Source organism: Mesorhizobium sp. M0047 (genome assembly GCF_040323315.1).
GTDB lineage: Bacteria > Pseudomonadota > Alphaproteobacteria > Rhizobiales > Rhizobiaceae > Mesorhizobium.
The window spans coordinates 84,642-103,086 of record NZ_JAMYUW010000002.1; the positions used below are offsets into that span (position 1 = coordinate 84,642).

Genomic DNA, 18,445 nt, shown 5'->3' on the forward strand with positions numbered 1-18,445 from the left:
CGTCATAAAACCGGCGGGACCATAGCCGATCGATAGTGTGGGCGCTATTGTTTAAGGCGCGGTGTTCAGCCGCGCTTCCAGGTGGCGGTTTTCGAGACCTGGACTGACCGACGGGATGATTGAATGCCTTTGAAAGCGGAACTGCACTGCCACATCGAAGGGGCAGCGTCGCCAGAGCTAGTCATCCGCCAAGCGCAGAAATACGGCAAGGACACCTCGCCCTATATCCAGAACGGTTCGTTCGTCTGGCACGATTTCACGTCCTTCCTCGCCGCTTACGACTTTTCGTCCGATCTGTTCCGGACCGAGGAGGACTATGCGCGGCTGGCCGATCATTATCTGACCAGCCTTGCCCGCGACGGGGCTATCTATTCCGAGATATTCACCTCGCCGGACCATGCAAGGAAGGCCGGGCTTTCGCCCAAGGCCTATACCGACGCGCTTGGCGAAGGCATGGCGCGTGCCAAGGCAAAGACCGGCATCGAGGGCCGCATGATCGTCACCGGCGTGCGCCATGTCGGCGTCGAGTCGATCGAGCAGGCGGCGCGTTTCGCGGCGCGCTGCGAGCACCCGCTGGTCACCGGTTTCGGCGTTGCCGGAGATGAGCGCATCGGCGAGATGGATGACTATGTCAGGGCTTTCGAGATCGCGCGCGAGGCTGGGCTCGGCATCACTATCCATGCCGGCGAACTGACGGGCTGGGAGACCGTCCAGGCGGCGCTCGATCACATCCGTCCCTCTCGCATCGGCCATGGCGTGCGTGCCATCGAGAATCCGGATCTTGTCCGGCGCATTGCCGACGAGGGCGTCGTGCTCGAATGCTGCCCCGGCTCCAACGTCGCGCTCAAGGTGTTCGACAGTTTTGCCGACCATCCGTTTCCGGCGCTGCAGGCGGCCGGCTGCAAGGTGACACTCAATTCCGACGATCCGCCCTATTTCTGGACCTCGCTGAAGCGCGAATACGACATCGCGGCCGAGCATTTCGCGATGAACGAAAAGGCGCTGGTCGCCGTTACCCGGACCGCCATCGAAGCTGCTTTCGTCGACAAAAAAACCAAGTCAGCACTTCTTGCCCGGTTAAACAGCGCGGCACGCTGATTTCTGCCGACAAAACTGTGGTCGGGTTGGGCCAGGCGGTTCCTTGGCCGCCGCATTGTCGCTAGGGTTCGCTCAAGCAGCTTGAAGCGCGGCGCGTCTCATAAGGACCATGCGCGCACTTTCGGGCGCAGCATCAGGAGAACACCATGCAGGGCGTCACCGTCATCGATCATCCGCTTGTCCAGCACAAGCTGACAATCATGCGCAAGAAGGAGACCTCGACGGCCGGCTTCCGCCGGCTGCTGCGCGAAATCTCGCTGCTGCTTGGCTACGAGGTCACCCGCAACCTCGAACTGACGACGACGACGATCGAAACGCCGATGGAAACGATGGAGGCGCCGACGCTGGAGGGCAAGAAGCTGGTCTTCGCCTCGGTGCTGCGCGCCGGCAACGGCTTGCTGGAAGGCCTGCTCGACCTGGTGCCGGCGGCCCGCGTCGCCCATGTCGGTCTCTATCGCGATCACGAAACGCTGGAAGCGGTGGAATATTTCTTCAAGGCGCCGAGCGACCTCGCCGACCGTTTGGTGATCGTCGTCGATCCGATGCTGGCAACCGCCAATTCGGCGATCGCGGCGATCGACAAGCTGAAGGAGCGCGGCGCCACCAACATCCGCTTCCTTTGCCTGCTGGCGGCGCCCGAAGGCATCGAGCGCTTCACCAAGGCGCATCCTGACGTTCCCGTCTTCACGGCTTCCATCGACCGCCAGCTCAACGAGAAGGGCTACATCATGCCCGGCCTCGGCGATGCTGGCGACCGCATGTACGGGACCAAGTAGTACCAGGGCAACTTGCCTGGTACGATTTACCGAATGTTTACGCAAAGGCGCGGTTTTGGCGACCGTTAAAGCGGCAAAAACCATCCGGGCTTAAGGATCGGCTCTCACTACAGCGCCACGCGTTCATTCGGTGCGCAAAGGACGCCGTAGCACTTTTGATTTGTGCATGATCCTTTCCGAAAATCGACCCCGATTTTCGGGGTCATGCGGCGAGGCCGATCCATGCTGCGCAAACTTCTCATCCTTGGCGTTTTCGCCGGCACGTCGGCATCGATACCGATTGTGTATCAGTCGAATCCGCAACTCGTTGAAAGCCTGCTGAGATCGGCGGCACCGGGCAAACAAACGGTCGAAACCCAGCCTGACGTCAATTTGGCTTCGGTGCCCGACAAGCCGGCGGCGCCGCTGCCGATGGGCCGCAGGGTGGTCGTTGCGGCAGACGATCGCGGACACTTCTCGTCGGCCTTCAAGCTCAACGGACGTCAGATCGATGGCATGATCGACACCGGCGCCACGCTGGTCGCCATCAACATTTCGACGGCGCGCAGGATCGGCCTGTCGCTGAACCCTTCCGAGTTCACTCACGAGGTCAGCACCGCCAACGGCACCATCAAGGCAGCCGTGGCAGTGATCGACCGCCTGCAGATCGGCAGCATCACCGTCAACGACGTCCAGACCATCGTGCTCGACGACAAGGCGCTGCGCACCAACCTGATCGGCATGAGCTTCCTCAACCGGCTCGACAAATACCAGGTCGAGAACGGCACGCTGCTGCTTGTTCAGTAATTAGCCGCGCGGCAGAATCCGGCGGATGACCGACTTGTCGGCCGCTGGCTTCGAGGCCCCGATCGCGTAGGCCGAAAGCACGGCTGCCGCCGCAGTCTCCGCATCCGACATCGTGCGGGCATGGACCAGAGCCAAGGGCTCGCCGAGCCTGATCTCCGCTCCGACAGGCAACAGCCTGGTGATGCCGACCGCAGGGTCGACCTTGTCGTCCGGCCGCGTGCGTCCGCCGCCCAGGGCAACCACGGCGAGCCCGATGTCGCGGGTGGCAATGCCGGTGACGAAGCCGTTCGCGGTCGCCTTGACGGCAAATTCGGTCGCAGCCGGAGCGAGGTATTTTTCGGGCTTCTCGATGAAATCGGCGGGGCCGCCGAGCGCGGCCACCATGCGCGCGAACGTGGCGGCGGCACGGCCGCTGGCGAGCGTCTCGGTGGCGCGCCGCATGCCATCCTGGTTGGACGACACCAGTCCCGTCGACTGCAGCATTTCGGCGGCCAGCGCCAGCGTCACGTCCTCCAGCCGATGGTCACGAAACCGGCCGGTGAGGAAATCGACGGCATTGCGCACCTCGACGGCGTTGCCGGCGGCCGAGGCCAGCGGCTCGTTCATGCCGGTGATCAATGCCGAGGCCTTCAGCCCGGCACCATTGGCGATCTCGACCAGACTGTTGGCCAGAGCCGTCGCGTCGCGCGACTTTTCCATGAAGGCGCCGTTGCCGACCTTGACATCGAGCACCAGCGACTGCAGCCCGGCCGCCAGCTTCTTCGACAGGATCGAAGCGGTGATCAAGGGCACTGATTCGACCGTGCCGGTGACATCGCGGATCGCATAGAGCCGGCCGTCGGCGGGTGCGAGGTCGGCGGTCTGGCCGATGATGGCGCAGCCGGTTTCAAGCACCGCCTTGCGAAACATTGCGATGTCAGGCTGGCTGACATAGCCTGGGATCGCGTCCATCTTGTCCAGCGTGCCGCCGGTGTGGCCAAGGCCACGGCCCGATATCATCGGCACATAAGCGCCGCACGCGGCGACGATCGGCGCCAGCATCAGCGAGACATTGTCGCCAACGCCGCCTGTCGAATGCTTGTCGGTAACCGGGCCGGGCAGGTCCGACCAGTCGAGCACATCGCCGGAATCGCGCATGGCGAGCGTCAGAGCGACCGCTTCGTCTCGGTTCATGCCGTTGAAGAACACCGCCATGGCGAAGGCGCCGACCTGGCCGTCCGAAACGGCGCCTGATGTCACCCCTTCGACGAAGCCGGCGATCTCCTGCTCCGACAGCCTCAGGCCATCGCGCTTGCGGCGGATGATTTCCTGCGGAAGCATCAGCTCTCCAGCAGTCCGTCGCGGAACACGCGCTGCAGGATCGTTGCCAGCCGCGCGCCTCCAACCGGTGCCATGTCCTTGGTCTCCTGATGCGAAAGCTCGGCCCCGGTCATGCCGGCTGCCAGGTTGGTGATGACCGAGCAGGCGGCGACGCGCAGCCCGAGAAAGCGGGCGAGAATGACCTCCGGTACGGTCGACATGCCGACCGCGTTGGCGCCCATGATGCGCGCCATCCGGATCTCGGCCGGTGTTTCGAAGCACGGGCCGGAGAACCACATGTAGACGCCCGTGTGCAATGCGGTGCCGGTCGCCTTCGCCGCGTGTTCGAGCGCCCTGCGGATGCCGGCATCATAAGCTTCGGTAAGACCAACGAAGCGGCGGTCGCTGGGTTCGCCGATCAGCGGATTGCTGCCCGAGAAATTGATGTGGTCCGATATCAGCATCACCGATCCCGGCGGCATTTCCGGATCGACCGAGCCGGCGGCATTGGTGAGGATCAGTTTCGTGATGCCGATGCCGGCAAGCACTTCCAGCACCGGCCGCATCGCTGCCGCGTTGCCGTGCTCGTAATAGTGGGCGCGGCCGGACAGCATCAGCACCGGCACGCCGGCAAACAGCCCCGCCACCACTTCGCCGGCATGGCCGGTCACGCCGCTTCGGGGAAAACCCGGCAGCTTGCCATAGGAGATGCGGATCGGATCCTCGATCTGATCGACCAGCCCGCCCAGGCCCGAACCCAGCACAAGCGCCGTCAACGGCGCCAGGCCGTCCAGTCTTTCGATGAGATGATCCAGCGCCTTTTCCGTCATCACAGCCGCCTCTTCATTTCAAAATGTCGCCCCGGAAGCCGTAAGGCAGCATGTCGCCCATGGTCACGGTCTCGGCCACGCCGGCATCGTCGCAGAGATAGAGCTTGGTTTCGGGCTGGCAGAATTCGGCCAGCCGCTGTCGGCAGCCGCCGCAGGGCGAGCATTTGGCCATCCGCTCGGCGATGACGGCGATTTCCACGATCTTGCCGCGGCCGCCCATGATGTAGTGGCCGAGCGCGGTGGTCTCCGCGCACCAGCCTTCCGGATAGGAGGCGACCTCGATATTGGCACCGGCAAAGACGCGACCGTCCTCGGTGCGCAAGGCAGCGCCCACGGGAAACTTCGAATAGGGCGCGTAGGCCTTGGCCATGGCGGTCTTGGCGGCCTCGAACAGATCATGCGACATTCAGGTGTTCTCTCCGAGGATCATGTCCAAAACCCGGCGCTTGCGCCGAGCGGCGTTTCGACCTTAGCGTTCCTTGACGTAGGGGACGCCGCCGGCGCGCGGCGGGATCGCCTTGCCGATGAAGCCGGCGAGCAGGATGACGGTGAGGATGTAGGGCAGCGCTTGCATGAACTGCACCGGCACCTTGCCGATGATGGGCAGCGGCGAGCCTTGCAGGCGGATCGACAGCGCGTCGAGGAAGCCGAACAGCAAGCAAGCGAACATGGCGTTGACCGGCTTCCACTTGGCGAAGATCAGGGCTGCCAGCGCGATATAGCCCTTGCCGGCGGTCATATCCTTCACGAAGCCGCCATTTTGCACCATCGACAGATAGGCGCCGGCAATGCCCGTGAGGATGCCGGTGCAGATCAGCGCCCGGTAGCGCAGCCAGGCGACCGAAATTCCGGCGGTGTCGACGGCGGCCGGGTTCTCGCCGACGGCGCGCAGGCGCAGGCCGAAGCGGGTGCGAAACAGCACCCACCAGGTAAACGGCACCATCAGGAAGGCGAGATAGACCAGGATCGAGTGGCCCGACAGTAGCTCGGCATAGATCGGTCCGATGATCGGCACCTCGTGGATGGCATCGGCGCCGGGCCAGATGATGGCTTCGAAGCGTTCGCCCGGTTGCAGCGCCGGCGTGCGCCCGCCCTGCTGGAACCAGGCCTGGCCGAGAATGATGGTCGAACCAGCCGCGATGAAATTGATTGCTACGCCGGAGACGATCTGGTTGCCGCGATGGGTGATCGACGCAAAACCGTGGATCATGGCAAAGGCGACCGAGATCAGGATGGCCATGCCGAGGCCGAGGAAGGCCGAATGGAACACGGAAGCAGCAGCCGCACCGGCGAAGGCGCCGACCAGCATCTTGCCTTCGAGGCCTATGTCGAAGATGCCGGCACGTTCCGAATAAAGGCCGGCGAGGCAAGCGAGCAGCAGCGGCACCGAGAGCCGGATGGTCGAGTCCAGTGTCTGGACGATTGCGTTGAACACATCCATCTCAGGCACCCTTCCCCTTGATCGCTTCCATGCCGACCGACCTCGGGTTGAACGAGGCGAACAGCGCCTGGATGTAGGGCCTGAACATGTGCTCGAGAGCGCCGGCAAACAGGATCACCAACCCCTGGATGATGACGATCATGTCACGGCTGATCGCCGGCATCTCGAAGGCGAGTTCGGCGCCGCCCTGGTAGAGCATGCCGAACAGGATCGCCGCCAGCACGATGCCGACCGGGTGCAGGCGGCCCATCAGCGCCACCGCGATGCCGACGAAACCGGCGCCTGAAACAAAGTCGATGGCTACATTGTGCTGGTCGCCCATCACAGGATTGAGCGCCATCATGCCGGCCAGCGCGCCGGAGATCATCATGGCGGTGATGATGATGCGGGTTTCGGAAATGCCGGCATAACGCGCCGCCTTGGGGCTGTGGCCATAGGTGCGCATCTCATAGCCGAGCTTGGTGCGCCAGATCAGCAGCCAGACCAGGAAGGCCATGACCAGCGCCAGCAGGAAGGAAATGTTGAGCGGCGCCGATCGGATCTTGGCGCCGAACAGTTCGATGATCCAGTTGAGCTTCGGCAATTCCGCACCGGCGAAGAAGTTGCGCGTCTGCGGCGCTTGCGAGGCTGCCGGCTTCAACGGGCCGACCAGCAGGTAAACCATGATCGAGGCGGCGATGAAGTTGAACATGATGGTGGTGATGACGATGTGTGAACCGCGCTTGGCCTGCAGATAAGCGGGGATTAGTGCCCACAAAGCGCCCACGACTGCTGCCGCGACGATGGCCAGCGGAAAGGTCAACCACCATGGCAGCGTCGTGTCGAAGCTGAGGCAGACGACAGCAATGCCGAGGCCCGCTATGTAGGCCTGTCCTTCGGTGCCGATGTTGAACAGGCCGCAATGTGCCGCCACGGCCACCGAAAGCCCGGTGAAGATGAACGTGGTGGCATAGAAAAGGGTGAAGGCAATGCCTGTGCCCTTGCCGAAGGCGCCCTCGACCAGGATGACGGCGGCGCGCAGCGGGTTTTCGCCGACCAGAAGCACGACGAAGCCGGCGACCACGAAGGCAACGAACAGATTGATCAGCGGGATCAGGCCGTAGTCGGCCCAAGCCGGCAGCTTGGCGTAAGGCGTGCTCACTCTGCGGCCTCCTGGTGTTCGACGCCGGCCATCAGCAGGCCGAGTTCGCCTTCGGTCGCCTCCGGGCCGCGCTCGCCGACGATGCGGCCGGCAAACATCACCAGGATGCGGTCGGAGAGTGAACGGATCTCGTCCAGTTCGACCGACACCACCAGCACTGCCTTGCCCTGGTCGCGCATGGCGATCAGGCGCTTGTGGATGAATTCGATGGCGCCGACGTCGACGCCGCGCGTCGGCTGGCCGACGATCAGCACGCCGGGATCCTGTTCCATTTCGCGCGCGAGCACGATCTTCTGCTGGTTGCCGCCGGAAAAATTGGCGGTCTTGAGCCGGCAGTCCGTGGGGCGGATATCGTATTTGGCGATCTTGTCCTTGGCATCGTTGCGGATGGCATCGATGTTGAGGAAGGGGCCCTTCAAATAGCGCGGGTCGTCATGATAGCCGAGGATGGAATTCTCATTCTCCTCGAAGGCAAGCACCAGCCCGACGTGATGGCGATCCTCCGGCACGTGCGCGAGCCCGCGGTCACGCAATTCGCCAGGATCGGCGGCACCGGTCAGGTCGATCGGCTTGCCGTCGAGCATGACCGAGCCGGAGACGGCTCGCCTGATGCCGGAAATCGCCTCGAGCAGTTCGGATTGTCCGTTGCCGGCGACACCGGCGATCCCGACAATCTCGCCGGCCCTGATATCGAAGGAGATGTCGTCGACCATGGTGACGCCGCGTGTGTCCTTCACCGTCAGGTTCTTGACCGCCAGCTTGACGCCGCCGGCTTCCGCCTCGCCCTTTTCGACCCTCAGGAGCACGCGCCGTCCGACCATCAGCTCAGCCAGTTCCTCGACGGTGGTCTTGGCGGTCTCGCGCGTCGCCACCATCGTGCCCTGGCGCATGACCGACACGGTGTCGGTGATGTCCATGATCTCGCGCAGTTTGTGAGTGATCAGCACTACAGTCTTGCCCTGATTCTTCAGCTGCCTGAGGATGCGAAAGAGGTGGTCGGCCTCGGCAGGGGTGAGCACGCCGGTCGGCTCGTCGAGGATCAGGATCTCGGCGCCGCGATAAAGCGCCTTGAGGATCTCGACACGCTGCTGCAGGCCGACGGGCAGTTCCTCGATGACCGCATCGGGGTCGACTTCCAGTCCGTATTCGCGCTCCAGCCGCTCCAGTTCGGAGCGCGCCTTGGCGATGCTCTTCTTCAGCAGGGCATCGCTCTCGGCGCCGAGGATGACGTTTTCCAGCACCGAGAAGTTGTCGACCAGCATGAAGTGCTGATGCACCATGCCAATGCCGAGCGCGATGGCGTCATTGGGCGTCTTGATAGCCGTCGGCTGACCGCCGACTCGGATCTCGCCGCTATCGGCCTGGTAAAAGCCATAGAGGATCGACATCAGCGTCGACTTGCCCGCGCCGTTCTCGCCGACAATGCCGTGGATGGTGCCGCGCGCGATCTCCAGATTGATGTCCCGGTTGGCGCGCACGGCGCCAAAACTCTTGTTGATGCCGATCAGCTCGATTGCGGCTTGCGCCATGCAGCCTGTCCCACTCTTATTTTTTTATCGCTTGGTCAAAACGCCTAGCATGACGCTCCGCCCGTGCCAATTGGCCGGAGCAGGGCCACTCTCGACAAATCCCGGTGCGCTTGTCAATTTCCAACGTGGCCGGGGCCTTCACATTCGCTAATATGGCGAAGCCGAAATTCGCGTCACGGCGCAAAGGCTTTACGCTGCAAGACTGGGGATTTTGAATGACCATGCCCGCCGACCGGCTGACGACGCTGGAGATTCGCGCCGCCGAACAGGAGAAGACCATCGAGGAACTGTCCGGTCAGATTGCCGAGCAGTGGAAGGTGATCGAGCGCATGCAGCGCAAGCTCGATGCGCTGACCGAACGGTTCCTGGCGCTGGAGGAGCAGGCAGGAGACGAAGTGCCTGTAACCAAGCCGCCGCACTGGTGAGGAAAGAGGGGGAGGGTGCATGCCGTGGCAAGTGAAAGCGACCGCATCGCGCGGGCCGGCGACTATGTGCTCGGCCTGATGAACGACACGGAACGCGAACGGGCCGAGCGCGATCTGGAAATCGACCCGGCCTTCCGCGACGCGGTCGTGCAGCTTGCCGAACGCATGCATGTCTTCGACCATGCCGAACCTGAAGAGCGCTGGAAGCAGATCACGCAGCGCATCGGCGACCTGCCGCAGATGCGCAACTCAGGGCTCATCGATGCCGGGTCGCCAGCCGTGATCCAAAGCCTGTCGCAGCGGCCGCACGGCATCGGCTTGCACGCGTTTGGCGGCCGGCGCGGATTTGCCGTGGCTGTCGGCCTGATCGTGGCTTTTGCGCTGGGGTATCTGGCGGGCAAGTTCTAGGGGTTTATTTTCGGGATCACGCTCGCGGCCGGCACGACATCAGAGCCATCGTTTCGTTGTCCTGCCCAAAAACCTCAATCATGTTCCAGCCAAGGGCTGCGTAGAAATCACGTGCTTCCCATGTGTAGAGATAGAGCGTCTCGACACCCTGCCCAACTGCATGGGCTTCAGTCGCCCTGACCAGCGCAACGCCGGTTCCCCTGTTTCTGTGGCCACCATCGACAGCCAATCCTGCCAGCCATGGTGTCAGATCATGCGCCGGTTCCAGTTCGTGGCGGACCAGCAGGCACGAGCCAACCGCTACATCGCCGATCCGGGCCACGAATGCCGCCTCGAAGCCGTCACCGGCGAGCAGTTCGCGAAGGCCTGCCGCATCCTCTTCGAAAGTCCTTGCGGTCCCCTCGAAAAAGGTGGCGAGGCGCAGTCGCGCGATCGTTTCGACATCGCGCTCGGCCATGGGTTCGATTATCGGCTGCATCGTTGTCTCGAAATGGCATCCGTGGCGGAGCGGTGGCTATTTCGCTCGATCCGGTAAAAGACAAACCGCCAGGCTTGCGCCCGGCGGTTTGCAGATCATGGCAGGATGCAGCTCAATAGGGGCAGGCGTTGTCGGTGGTGTAGTCGTGCACCTGGATCTTGCCGGAGATGATGTCGGCTTTGGCCTTTTCGACGGCCGCCTTCATCTCGTCGGTCACCAGTGCCTTGTTGTTGTCGTCCATGGCGTAGTCGACGCCGCCTTCCTTGAGGCCGAGGTTTTGCAGGCCGCCCTTGAAGGTGCCGTTCTTGCCGTCCATGAAGGCGTTGTAGACGGCAACGTCGACGCGCTTCATCATCGAGGTCAGCACTTTGCCGGGCTGCAGGCCGTTCTGGTTGGAATCGACGCCGATGCCAAGCTTGCCGGCATCGGCCGCCGCCTGCAGCACGCCGACGCCGGTGCCGCCGGCCGCGGCGTAGACCACGTCGGAGCCCTGGTCGATCTGCGTCTTGGCGATCTCGCCGCCCTTGGCGGGGTCGTTCCAGGCGGCCGGCGTGTCACCGGTCATGTTCTGGATGACGTCCGTCGCGCCGGCCGCCTTGGCGCCGCCGACATAGCCGCATTCGAACTTGCGGATCAGCGGAATGTCCATGCCGCCGATGAAGCTGACCTTCTTCGACTTCGAAGCCATCCCCGCCAGGATGCCGACCAGATAGGAGCCTTCATTCTCCTTGAATACCAGCGAGCGGACATTGGGCAGATCGACGGCGTCGTCGATGATGGCGAAGTTGAGGTCAGGATATTCGGCCGCGACTTTCTTCAGCGCGTCCTCCCAGGCAAAGCCGGCCATGACGATCGGGTTGCGGCCGTCCTCGGCGAAGCGGCGCAGCGCCTGCTCGCGCTGCGAGGCGTTGGAAACCTCGAACTCGACATAGGCCGTGCCGGTTTCGGTCTTGAACTTTTCGGCGCCGTGGAAGGCAGCTTCGTTGAAGGATTTGTCGAATTTGCCGCCGAGATCATAGAGGATGGCCGGCTGGACATCCGCGGCGAAAGCCGGAAGAACCATTGCGGTTGCGGCCAGGAGGCCGAGAACGATACGTTTCATGTGATCCACACCCTGTCGGTTATTTTTTCCGTTATGCACCGCATGCCGGCCCGGTTCTCCGGCAGGCATACGGCGTCAGCCAGGAGTGTATTCCCCTCCCGCTCGGCGGCAATCTGGCACGGCCCGAAACAAAATTCACGCGGAATTTTGACCTTTTGGAAAAGCATGGCGAAGGCCAGCCGCCCAGCAGCTTGATCTTCGCGCCAAAGACCTCAGGCGGCGGTCGGAATGCCGTAAGCGACGCCCGTGCCTTTCAAGTTGCAAGTGCCGTAAGGGTTCTTCGCCAGATATTGCTGGTGATCGCCTTCGGCGAAGTAGAATTCGGTCGCCGGCGCGATCTCGGTGGTGATCCCGCCGTGGCCGGCGCCGCGCAGCAAAGCCTCATAGGCATCGCGTGAGGCGCTCGCCGCCTGCAGTTGCGCATCACTGAGCGTGTAGATTGCGGAGCGGTAAGTGGTGCCGACATCATTGCCCTGGCGCATGCCTTGCGTCGGGTCGTGGCTTTCCCAAAACAGCTTCAGAAGCGCGGCGTAGGAGACGATCCTGGGATCATGGACGACCATCACCACTTCGGCATGGCCGGTGAGGCCGGTGCAGGTTTCCTGGTGGGTCGGATTGGGCGTGATGCCGCCGGCATAGCCGACCGCCGTAACCCAGACGCCTTCGATCGGCCAGAACAGCCGCTCCGCGCCCCGGAAGCAGCCGAGCCCGAACATCGCCGTCTCCAGCCCCTCGGGATAAGGACCCTTGAGCGGTCTTTTCGAGACCTGGTGCCGTCGTGCGGTCGGGATCGCCCTGGTACGGCCCGGCAACGCCTCCGACGGCTTCGGCAGATTGAGCTTCTTGTTCAGCATGTCGCTGAGAAAGAACATGCGCGGCTTTCCTGAGTGAAACGCGGAAGGGAATCAGTTCGCGGCGAACCGTCCGCGCGGTTGCCGCCTGTAGCCGATCGCATAGAGCAGGAAGGCCAGCGCCGCGAACACGGCGAAGCCCGGCTGGTTGAGCACCCAGGCGACGGCGCCATCCCACAGCAGAGGGCCGGCCTTGGTTCGCACGAAGGTCTCGAATTCGGCCCGAGTGCCCGGCGAGACCGCCAGCCAACTGGTGTTGAGCGGCGTCAGCACCAGCGCTGACGCCGCCACGGTACGCGTCGCGTCGAGCACCGCCATGATGACGGAAATCGACAGGGCGACCATGGCGGCAAGACGAAAGATGAAGCGAAACATCAGCGACCTTCCTCCCGGGCCAGTCCTCAAGCTCCTCCCGAGGGCCTTCCGGCACGTTTCGAACGAGAGATAGAATGGGCCTGCCTACTTCGCAATCGTCCTACGCGAATTTGAAGTCCGCGCTTTGTCCGGTCGGCCCTATACCGCCGGCTTGCGTTTGCGCCGCGCTGGCGGCTTCGCGAAACGCTGTGTGGCCGGCAAAGCGAATAGACTGCCGTTATGGCTTGGCATTCGGCGCCGGATCGACTAGATGAGCCCCGCACCTGTTGCTTCGACGGCTCAGGTGCAGGGGAAGGGCGTTCGCTGGTTGGCGACGCTGGCGAGGAATTCAACGCCTCCGCCCCAAGGGAGGTGCATCTCCCCAACCCGCGTGGCGAAACCGGCCGACGCGACATGCATGGACGGAGAGGTGGCCGAGTGGTTGAAGGCGCACGCCTGGAAAGTGTGTTTACGGGAGACCGTAACGCGGGTTCGAATCCCGCTCTCTCCGCCAGCCCACAAAAATGGTAGAATCGGCTGATATCGTTGCGTTTCGAAGGCCCAATTCTGGGTGTCCAAATTCGCGGTGATCTTGACGGCTAGCAAGGGTGCATGCGTGAACGCCCACAAGCCGGTTTTGGAATTGTTGCGCGATCTGGTAGTGGTGATCCAAATCACAGGAGACGGCATGCCAAACGATGTAGTCGTGCGCGACAGCAATGGCGCTCAATTGAATGACGGCGATTCCGTCACGCTGATCAAGGACCTCAAAGTCAAAGGCACTTCGGAGACGATCAAGCGGGGCACGCTGGTGAAGAACGTTCGCCTCAACGGCAATCCCGGCGAGATCGAATGCAACACCAAGCAAGTGAAGGGCCTGGTGCTCAAAACCGAGTTCGTGAAGAAGGCGTGACCCTCAAGGCGGCAATCAAGATCCAGCTTCGGTAAATATCAATTCAACCGTCACGTCCCTGCCAAACAGCGCACAAGGCGGGGTGATTGTTGCTAATCGCCTCTGTCTGCTGCCTTCCGTCCAGCCCACCGGCTGCGAGCAGTACATCGTTCGATAGGGTGTGCCGTCACGGTCGGCTATTTCGCCTATATGGCCGCCAACCAAAAGCCGCCGGCCGATATGGCAGCGCTGGCAGCGTCGATACTCAAGTCCAGCGATGCTTCCCCGGAAATGCGGGAATGGGCCTCGGACGTCATAGGAATACAGAACGATATTGGAATGCCGGCCAAATCCATTCAGCAATGACGGCGCCTGCCATCGTTGTGGGTGGAAGCCACATCCCGGCCACGGAAAGCCTGGCTCGGCTTGCCTCCGGGCCCTTTCGGCGTTTTGGGCCGGCGGCACGATGACGCGCGCATGGCCGCCGTGACGGCCAGCCGGTAGAGCGTGCACGACGCACCGACCGTGACCCCCTGGTTGTCCCCAGGCCAAAACCTTTATGAAATTCCTATTTCTTTCCGCCCCATCCCGTCTCGAACCTTTATGGCGATCGGGTCCATATTCCCCTTGAGAAATACAACCGGCTCCGTCAGCGGCAAAGTGTGCGGCGAGCCGCTTTCACGATTTTGCGAACCTTTTCTCAAGGGTGCAAAGTACAGCCAGGCGCAAGGAACAAACACAATGGACATCGTTGCTCTCGGGATTGGGGTTTTGTTTTTCGCCTTGTTCTTCACCTACGTCAAAGCATGCGACAGAATTTGAGCTGAGGATAGGACCATGCTTCTCGACTACATCCTCAGCGGTGGCGTGACCTTGTTCCTGCTCGCCTACCTGACCTACGCGCTCGTTCGTCCTGAACGCTTCTGAAGGCACCGAAAGCACAGACATGACCCTGAACGGTTGGATACAGATCCTGGTCTATTGCGGGATCGTCATTTTGCTGGTGAAGCCGCTCGGCGGCTACATGCACCGCGTCTTCAACGGCGACCGCACACTGCTCTCGCCACTCTTCGGCCCGCTCGAGCGCGGGCTCTACCGCATTTGCGGAACCAGCGAACGCGAGGAGCAGCACTGGACCACCTACGCGGCGGCGCTGCTGCTGTTCAACCTTGCCGGCTTCCTGGTGCTTTATGTCCTGCAGCGCCTGCAAGGCAGCCTGCCCTACAATCCCGCCGGCATGACTGCGGTCGAGCCAGGTCTGGCCTTCAACACCGCCGCCAGCTTCATGACCAACACCAACTGGCAGAACTACGGCGGCGAGAGCACGATGTCCTACCTCGTGCAGATGGCTGGCCTGACCGTGCAGAACTTCTTTTCGGCGGCCACGGGCATCGCCATTGCCATCGCTCTGATCCGCGGTTTTGCCCGGGCTTCCGGCAAGTCGATCGGCAATTTCTGGGTCGATATGACCCGTTCAACACTCTATCTGCTGTTGCCGTTCAGCATCATGCTGACGCTGGTCTTTGTCTGGCTCGGCATGCCGCAGACGGTTGGCGCCTACGTCAACGCCACCACGCTCGAAGGGGCACAGCAGACCATCGCCGTCGGCCCGGTCGCTTCGCAGGTTGCCATCAAGATGCTCGGCACCAACGGCGGCGGCTTCTTCAACGCCAATGCCGCACATCCCTTCGAGAACCCCGACGCGATCTCCAACCTGATCCAGATGGTGTCGATCTTCGCCATCGGTGCAGCCTTGACCAACGTCTTCGGCCGCATGATCGGCAACCAGCGCCAGGGCTGGGCAATCCTGTCTGCCATGGGCGTCATGTTCATCGCCGGCGTCATCGTCTGCTACTGGGCGGAGGCCGCCGGCAATCCGCTGGTGCACGCGCTCGGCATCGACGGCGGCAACATGGAAGGCAAGGAGACGCGCTTCGGCGTCGCCTTGTCGGCGCTGTTTGCCGTCATCACCACCGCCGCCTCCTGCGGCGCCGTCAATGCCATGCACGGCTCCTTCACGGCGCTCGGCGGCATGATCCCGATCATCAACATGCAGCTTGGCGAAGTCATCGTCGGCGGTGTCGGCGCCGGTCTCTACGGCATCCTGATGTACATCGTCATCGCCGTCTTCGTCGCCGGCCTGATGGTCGGCCGCACGCCCGAATATCTCGGCAAGAAGGTCGAGGCCAAGGAGGTCAAGATGGCGATGCTGGCCATCCTGTGCCTGCCGCTGGCGATGCTGATCTTCACCGCCATCGCGGTCGTGCTGCCGACCGGTGTGGCGTCGATGGGCAATGCCGGCCCGCACGGCTTCTCCGAGGTTCTCTATGCCTACACGTCGGCTGCGGCGAACAATGGCTCGGCCTTCGGCGGACTCAGCGGCAACACGCCCTGGTACAACATCACCATCGGCATCGGAATGTTGATGGGCCGCTTCCTGGTCATCATCCCGGCGCTGGCCATCGCCGGCTCGCTGGTGGCGAAGAAGACGGTTCCGCCTTCCGCCGGCACCTTCCCGACCGATGGCCCGCTTTTCGTTGGGCTGCTGGTCGGCGTCATCCTCATCGTCGGTGGTCTGACCTTCTTCCCGGCGCTCGCCGTCGGGCCGATCATCGAGCACCTGGCTGGCATTCACGGGCAGACCTTCTGAGGCTGTCATGCCCTGGTTCAGCACCAAGCGCCGCAACATCAGCCACAGTGGCGATCACGGGAAGGAGGAGAGACCTCCTCCTTTCCCGACCCTGTCGACCTTTCTCGGCCTCGCGGCAGTCATGCTCGTCCTCTGGTTGCTGGTCTACGGGCCGCCGCACTTCCTTTCGGCATCCGATCATCCAGTGCCGTCCAACAACACCGAAGCCGGAGCTTCAAAATGAGCCGCTCGAAATCAGCAAGCATCATGGATGCCCGCATCCTGCTTCCCGCCATTGGCGGCGCCTTCCGCAAGCTTGACCCGCGCACGCTGGCCAGGAACCCGGTGATGTTCGTCGTCGCCGTCGTCTCGGCCCTCACCACGGTGCTGTTCGTCAAGGACCTGGTCACCGGCGGCGGCAATCTCGGCTTCACGCTGCAGATCATCATCTGGCTGTGGTTCACCGTGCTGTTCGCCAATTTCGCCGAAGCGGTCGCCGAAGGCCGCGGCAAGGCACAGGCGGATTCGCTGCGCAAGGCGCGCACCGAGACCCAGGCCAAGCTTCTGACCGGCGAAGACCGCACGAAATACAAACTTGTGCCCGGCACCAGCCTCAAGGTCGGCGATGCGGTGCTGGTCGAGGCCGGCGACATCATCCCGTCCGACGGCGAGGTGATCGAAGGCGTCGCTTCGGTCAACGAAGCGGCGATCACCGGCGAGTCCGCGCCGGTCATCCGCGAATCCGGCGGCGACCGTTCGGCGGTCACCGGCGGCACGCAGGTCTTGTCCGACTGGATCCGCGTGCGCATCACGGCGGCTTCCGGCCACACCTTCCTCGACCGGATGATTTCGCTGGTCGAAGGCGCGGAGCGCCAGAAGACGCCGAACGAGATCGCGCTCAACATCCTGCTCGTCGGCATGACGCTGATCTTCGTGCTGGCCACCGCAACGATCCCGAGCTTTGCGACCTATTCGGGCGGCTATATCTCGGTCACCGTGCTCGTCGCGCTGTTCGTCACCCTGATCCCGACCACGATCGGCGCGCTGCTGTCGGCCATCGGCATCGCAGGCATGGACCGCCTGGTGCGCTTCAACGTGCTGGCCATGTCGGGCCGCGCCGTCGAGGCTGCCGGCGACGTCGACACGCTGCTGCTCGACAAGACCGGCACGATCACGCTCGGCAACCGCCAGGCAACCGAGTTCCGCCCGGTCAAGGGCGTCACCGAGCAGGAACTGGCCGACGCGGCACAACTCGCCTCGCTTGCCGATGAAACGCCGGAAGGACGTTCGATCGTCGTGCTGGCCAAGGAGAAATACGGCATCCGCGCCCGCGACATGGCCACGCTGCACGCCACCTTCGTGCCTTTCACCGCCCAGACCCGTATGAGCGGCGTCGACATCGATGGCTCCTCGGTGCGCAAGGGCGCGGTCGATTCCGTGCTTGCCCATGTCAGCCAGTCGACGGTCGCCGCCCACGCGACGCGGCCCGGCAGCGATACCGTCCGCGACCTGCAGGCGATCGCCGACGAGATCGCCAAGTCGGGCGGCACGCCGCTGGCGGTCGAGCGCGACGGGCGCCTGCTCGGCGTCGTCCGCCTCAAGGATATCGTCAAGGGCGGCATCAGGGAACGCTTCGCCGAACTGCGCAAGATGGGCATCCGCACGGTGATGATCACCGGCGACAACCCGATGACGGCGGCGGCCATTGCCGCGGAAGCCGGCGTCGACGACTTCCTCGCCCAGGCGACGCCCGAGGACAAGCTGAAGCTGATCCGTGACGAGCAGGCCAAGGGCAAGCTGGTCGCCATGTGCGGCGACGGCACCAACGATGCGCCGGCCCTTGCCCAGGCCGATGTCGGCGTCGCCATGAACACCGGCACGGTCGCCGCCCGCGAGGCCGGCAACATGGTCGACCTCGACAGCGATCCGACCAAGCTGATCGAGATCGTCGAGATCGGCAAGGCGCTGCTGATGACGCGCGGCTCGCTGACGACCTTCTCCATCGCCAACGACGTGGCCAAGTACTTCGCCATCATCCCGGCGATGTTCGCTGCCTTCTACATAGCGCCGGGCCAAACCACCGGTCCGTTGCAGGCGCTCAACGTCATGCATCTGGCGACACCGCAGAGCGCCATCCTGTCGGCCATCATCTTCAACGCGCTGATCATCATCGCACTGATCCCGCTGTCGCTGAAAGGCGTCAAATATCGTGCCATCGGCGCCGGCGCGCTGCTCAGCCGGAACCTGCTCGTCTATGGCCTCGGCGGCATCATCGTCCCCTTCGTCGGCATCAAGGCGATCGACATGATCGTCACCGCGCTCGGCCTCGCCTAACTCTTTGTTTTAACGCAACTCCGGACGGAAAACCGTTTCACACTTTTCCTGGAATTGCTCTGAGGAAATATG

The 18,445-nt window shown here is 63.1% G+C and carries 21 protein-coding genes and 1 tRNA gene; 11 read left to right on the forward strand and 11 right to left on the reverse strand.

The genetic code is table 11. From position 1 onward, the window contains the following. Positions 1-123 precede the first annotated feature (123 nt). The 3 genes from NKJ89_RS02190 to NKJ89_RS02200 all read left to right on the forward strand — a co-directional run bounded on the left by NKJ89_RS02190 (position 124) and on the right by NKJ89_RS02200 (position 2,660). The gene (locus NKJ89_RS02190; protein WP_023759648.1) at positions 124-1,098 is read left to right on the forward strand and encodes an adenosine deaminase; all 975 of its coding nucleotides are present in this window, start codon (positions 124-126) and stop codon (positions 1,096-1,098) included. 146 nt (positions 1,099-1,244) lie between these two features. Beyond that, positions 1,245-1,874 carry a uracil phosphoribosyltransferase gene (gene upp / locus NKJ89_RS02195; protein WP_023759649.1) on the forward strand — a complete coding sequence of 210 codons (630 nt, stop codon included), beginning with the start codon at positions 1,245-1,247 and terminating at the stop codon, positions 1,872-1,874. 222 nt (positions 1,875-2,096) lie between these two features. After that, a complete protein-coding gene (locus NKJ89_RS02200) occupies positions 2,097-2,660 on the forward strand; it encodes a TIGR02281 family clan AA aspartic protease (protein ID WP_352599475.1) in 564 nt (187 codons plus the stop codon). Here the strand turns inward: NKJ89_RS02200 and deoA are convergent, their stop codons facing one another. From deoA to NKJ89_RS02230, 6 genes are all read right to left on the reverse strand, one after another. Next, on the reverse strand, positions 2,661-3,980 hold the full coding sequence (gene deoA, locus NKJ89_RS02205) for a thymidine phosphorylase (protein WP_352599477.1): 1,320 nt from the start codon (positions 3,978-3,980) through the stop codon (positions 2,661-2,663). Then, positions 3,980-4,789, reverse strand: a complete 810-nt coding sequence (locus NKJ89_RS02210) for a purine-nucleoside phosphorylase (RefSeq protein WP_352485547.1) — start codon at positions 4,787-4,789, stop codon at positions 3,980-3,982. Before NKJ89_RS02210 ends, deoA begins: the two co-directional genes overlap by 1 nt. A gap of 13 nt (positions 4,790-4,802) precedes the next feature. After that, entirely contained in the window at positions 4,803-5,195 is a 393-nt protein-coding gene (cdd, locus tag NKJ89_RS02215; RefSeq protein ID WP_352599479.1) for a cytidine deaminase, read from the reverse strand. A 63-nt stretch (positions 5,196-5,258) separates the two neighbouring features. Beyond that, positions 5,259-6,230: an ABC transporter permease gene (locus tag NKJ89_RS02220; protein ID WP_352599481.1), complete on the reverse strand. Its 972-nt coding sequence runs from the start codon at positions 6,228-6,230 to the stop codon at positions 5,259-5,261. 1 nt (position 6,231) lies between these two features. Beyond that, positions 6,232-7,371 (reverse strand): ABC transporter permease, encoded by a 1,140-nt coding sequence (locus tag NKJ89_RS02225; RefSeq protein ID WP_352599483.1) that lies wholly within the window; start codon positions 7,369-7,371, stop codon positions 6,232-6,234. Beyond that, positions 7,368-8,900, reverse strand: a complete 1,533-nt coding sequence (locus tag NKJ89_RS02230) for an ABC transporter ATP-binding protein (RefSeq protein WP_352599485.1) — start codon at positions 8,898-8,900, stop codon at positions 7,368-7,370. The genes NKJ89_RS02225 and NKJ89_RS02230 overlap by 4 nt, the downstream gene beginning before the upstream one ends. 215 nt (positions 8,901-9,115) lie before the next feature. Here NKJ89_RS02230 and NKJ89_RS02235 point away from each other — a divergent pair, with 215 nt between their 5' ends. Together NKJ89_RS02235 and NKJ89_RS02240 are read left to right on the forward strand one after the other, a co-directional pair. Next, positions 9,116-9,325 (forward strand): SlyX family protein, encoded by a 210-nt coding sequence (locus NKJ89_RS02235; protein ID WP_352599487.1) that lies wholly within the window; start codon positions 9,116-9,118, stop codon positions 9,323-9,325. Between the two features lie 24 nt (positions 9,326-9,349). Further along, a complete protein-coding gene (locus tag NKJ89_RS02240; protein WP_352599489.1) occupies positions 9,350-9,733 on the forward strand; it encodes a hypothetical protein in 384 nt (127 codons plus the stop codon). Positions 9,734-9,749: 16 nt separating this feature from the next. On the opposite strand, the gene NKJ89_RS02245 is transcribed toward NKJ89_RS02240, so the two are convergent. From NKJ89_RS02245 to NKJ89_RS02260, 4 genes are all read right to left on the reverse strand, one after another. Then, complete coding sequence (locus NKJ89_RS02245) at positions 9,750-10,211, reverse strand: GNAT family N-acetyltransferase (protein WP_352599491.1); 462 nt, start codon at positions 10,209-10,211, stop codon at positions 9,750-9,752. Positions 10,212-10,323: 112 nt separating this feature from the next. Continuing rightward, the gene (locus NKJ89_RS02250; RefSeq protein WP_352599493.1) at positions 10,324-11,313 is read right to left on the reverse strand and encodes a BMP family lipoprotein; all 990 of its coding nucleotides are present in this window, start codon (positions 11,311-11,313) and stop codon (positions 10,324-10,326) included. Positions 11,314-11,525: 212 nt separating this feature from the next. Next, positions 11,526-12,185, reverse strand: coding sequence for a peptide-methionine (S)-S-oxide reductase MsrA (gene msrA / locus NKJ89_RS02255; protein WP_352599495.1), 660 nt, complete (start codon positions 12,183-12,185; stop codon positions 11,526-11,528). Between the two features lie 33 nt (positions 12,186-12,218). Continuing rightward, positions 12,219-12,539 carry a hypothetical protein gene (locus NKJ89_RS02260; protein WP_352599497.1) on the reverse strand — a complete coding sequence of 107 codons (321 nt, stop codon included), beginning with the start codon at positions 12,537-12,539 and terminating at the stop codon, positions 12,219-12,221. A 403-nt stretch (positions 12,540-12,942) separates the two neighbouring features. Between NKJ89_RS02260 and NKJ89_RS02265 the strand changes: the two genes are divergently transcribed. Next, a tRNA-Ser gene (locus NKJ89_RS02265) sits at positions 12,943-13,032 on the forward strand. 174 nt (positions 13,033-13,206) lie between these two features. Continuing rightward, positions 13,207-13,431 (forward strand): alkylphosphonate utilization protein, encoded by a 225-nt coding sequence (locus tag NKJ89_RS02270; protein ID WP_352599825.1) that lies wholly within the window; start codon positions 13,207-13,209, stop codon positions 13,429-13,431. A gap of 536 nt (positions 13,432-13,967) precedes the next feature. On the opposite strand, the gene NKJ89_RS02275 is transcribed toward NKJ89_RS02270, so the two are convergent. Continuing rightward, on the reverse strand, positions 13,968-14,159 hold the full coding sequence (locus tag NKJ89_RS02275; protein WP_352599499.1) for a hypothetical protein: 192 nt from the start codon (positions 14,157-14,159) through the stop codon (positions 13,968-13,970). Positions 14,160-14,247: 88 nt separating this feature from the next. On the opposite strand from NKJ89_RS02275, the gene kdpF reads away from it, so the two are divergent. From kdpF to kdpB, 4 genes are read left to right on the forward strand one after another with little or no spacing between them, the layout of a single operon-like run. Further along, positions 14,248-14,337 (forward strand): K(+)-transporting ATPase subunit F, encoded by a 90-nt coding sequence (kdpF, locus tag NKJ89_RS02280; RefSeq protein ID WP_023759665.1) that lies wholly within the window; start codon positions 14,248-14,250, stop codon positions 14,335-14,337. A 19-nt stretch (positions 14,338-14,356) separates the two neighbouring features. Further along, positions 14,357-16,060 carry a potassium-transporting ATPase subunit KdpA gene (gene kdpA, locus NKJ89_RS02285; protein WP_352599501.1) on the forward strand — a complete coding sequence of 568 codons (1,704 nt, stop codon included), beginning with the start codon at positions 14,357-14,359 and terminating at the stop codon, positions 16,058-16,060. 7 nt (positions 16,061-16,067) lie between these two features. After that, positions 16,068-16,283 (forward strand): hypothetical protein, encoded by a 216-nt coding sequence (locus NKJ89_RS02290; protein WP_352599503.1) that lies wholly within the window; start codon positions 16,068-16,070, stop codon positions 16,281-16,283. Beyond that, a complete protein-coding gene (kdpB, locus tag NKJ89_RS02295; protein WP_352599505.1) occupies positions 16,280-18,373 on the forward strand; it encodes a potassium-transporting ATPase subunit KdpB in 2,094 nt (697 codons plus the stop codon). The genes NKJ89_RS02290 and kdpB overlap by 4 nt, the downstream gene beginning before the upstream one ends. The last annotated feature ends 72 nt before the right edge of the window (positions 18,374-18,445 follow it).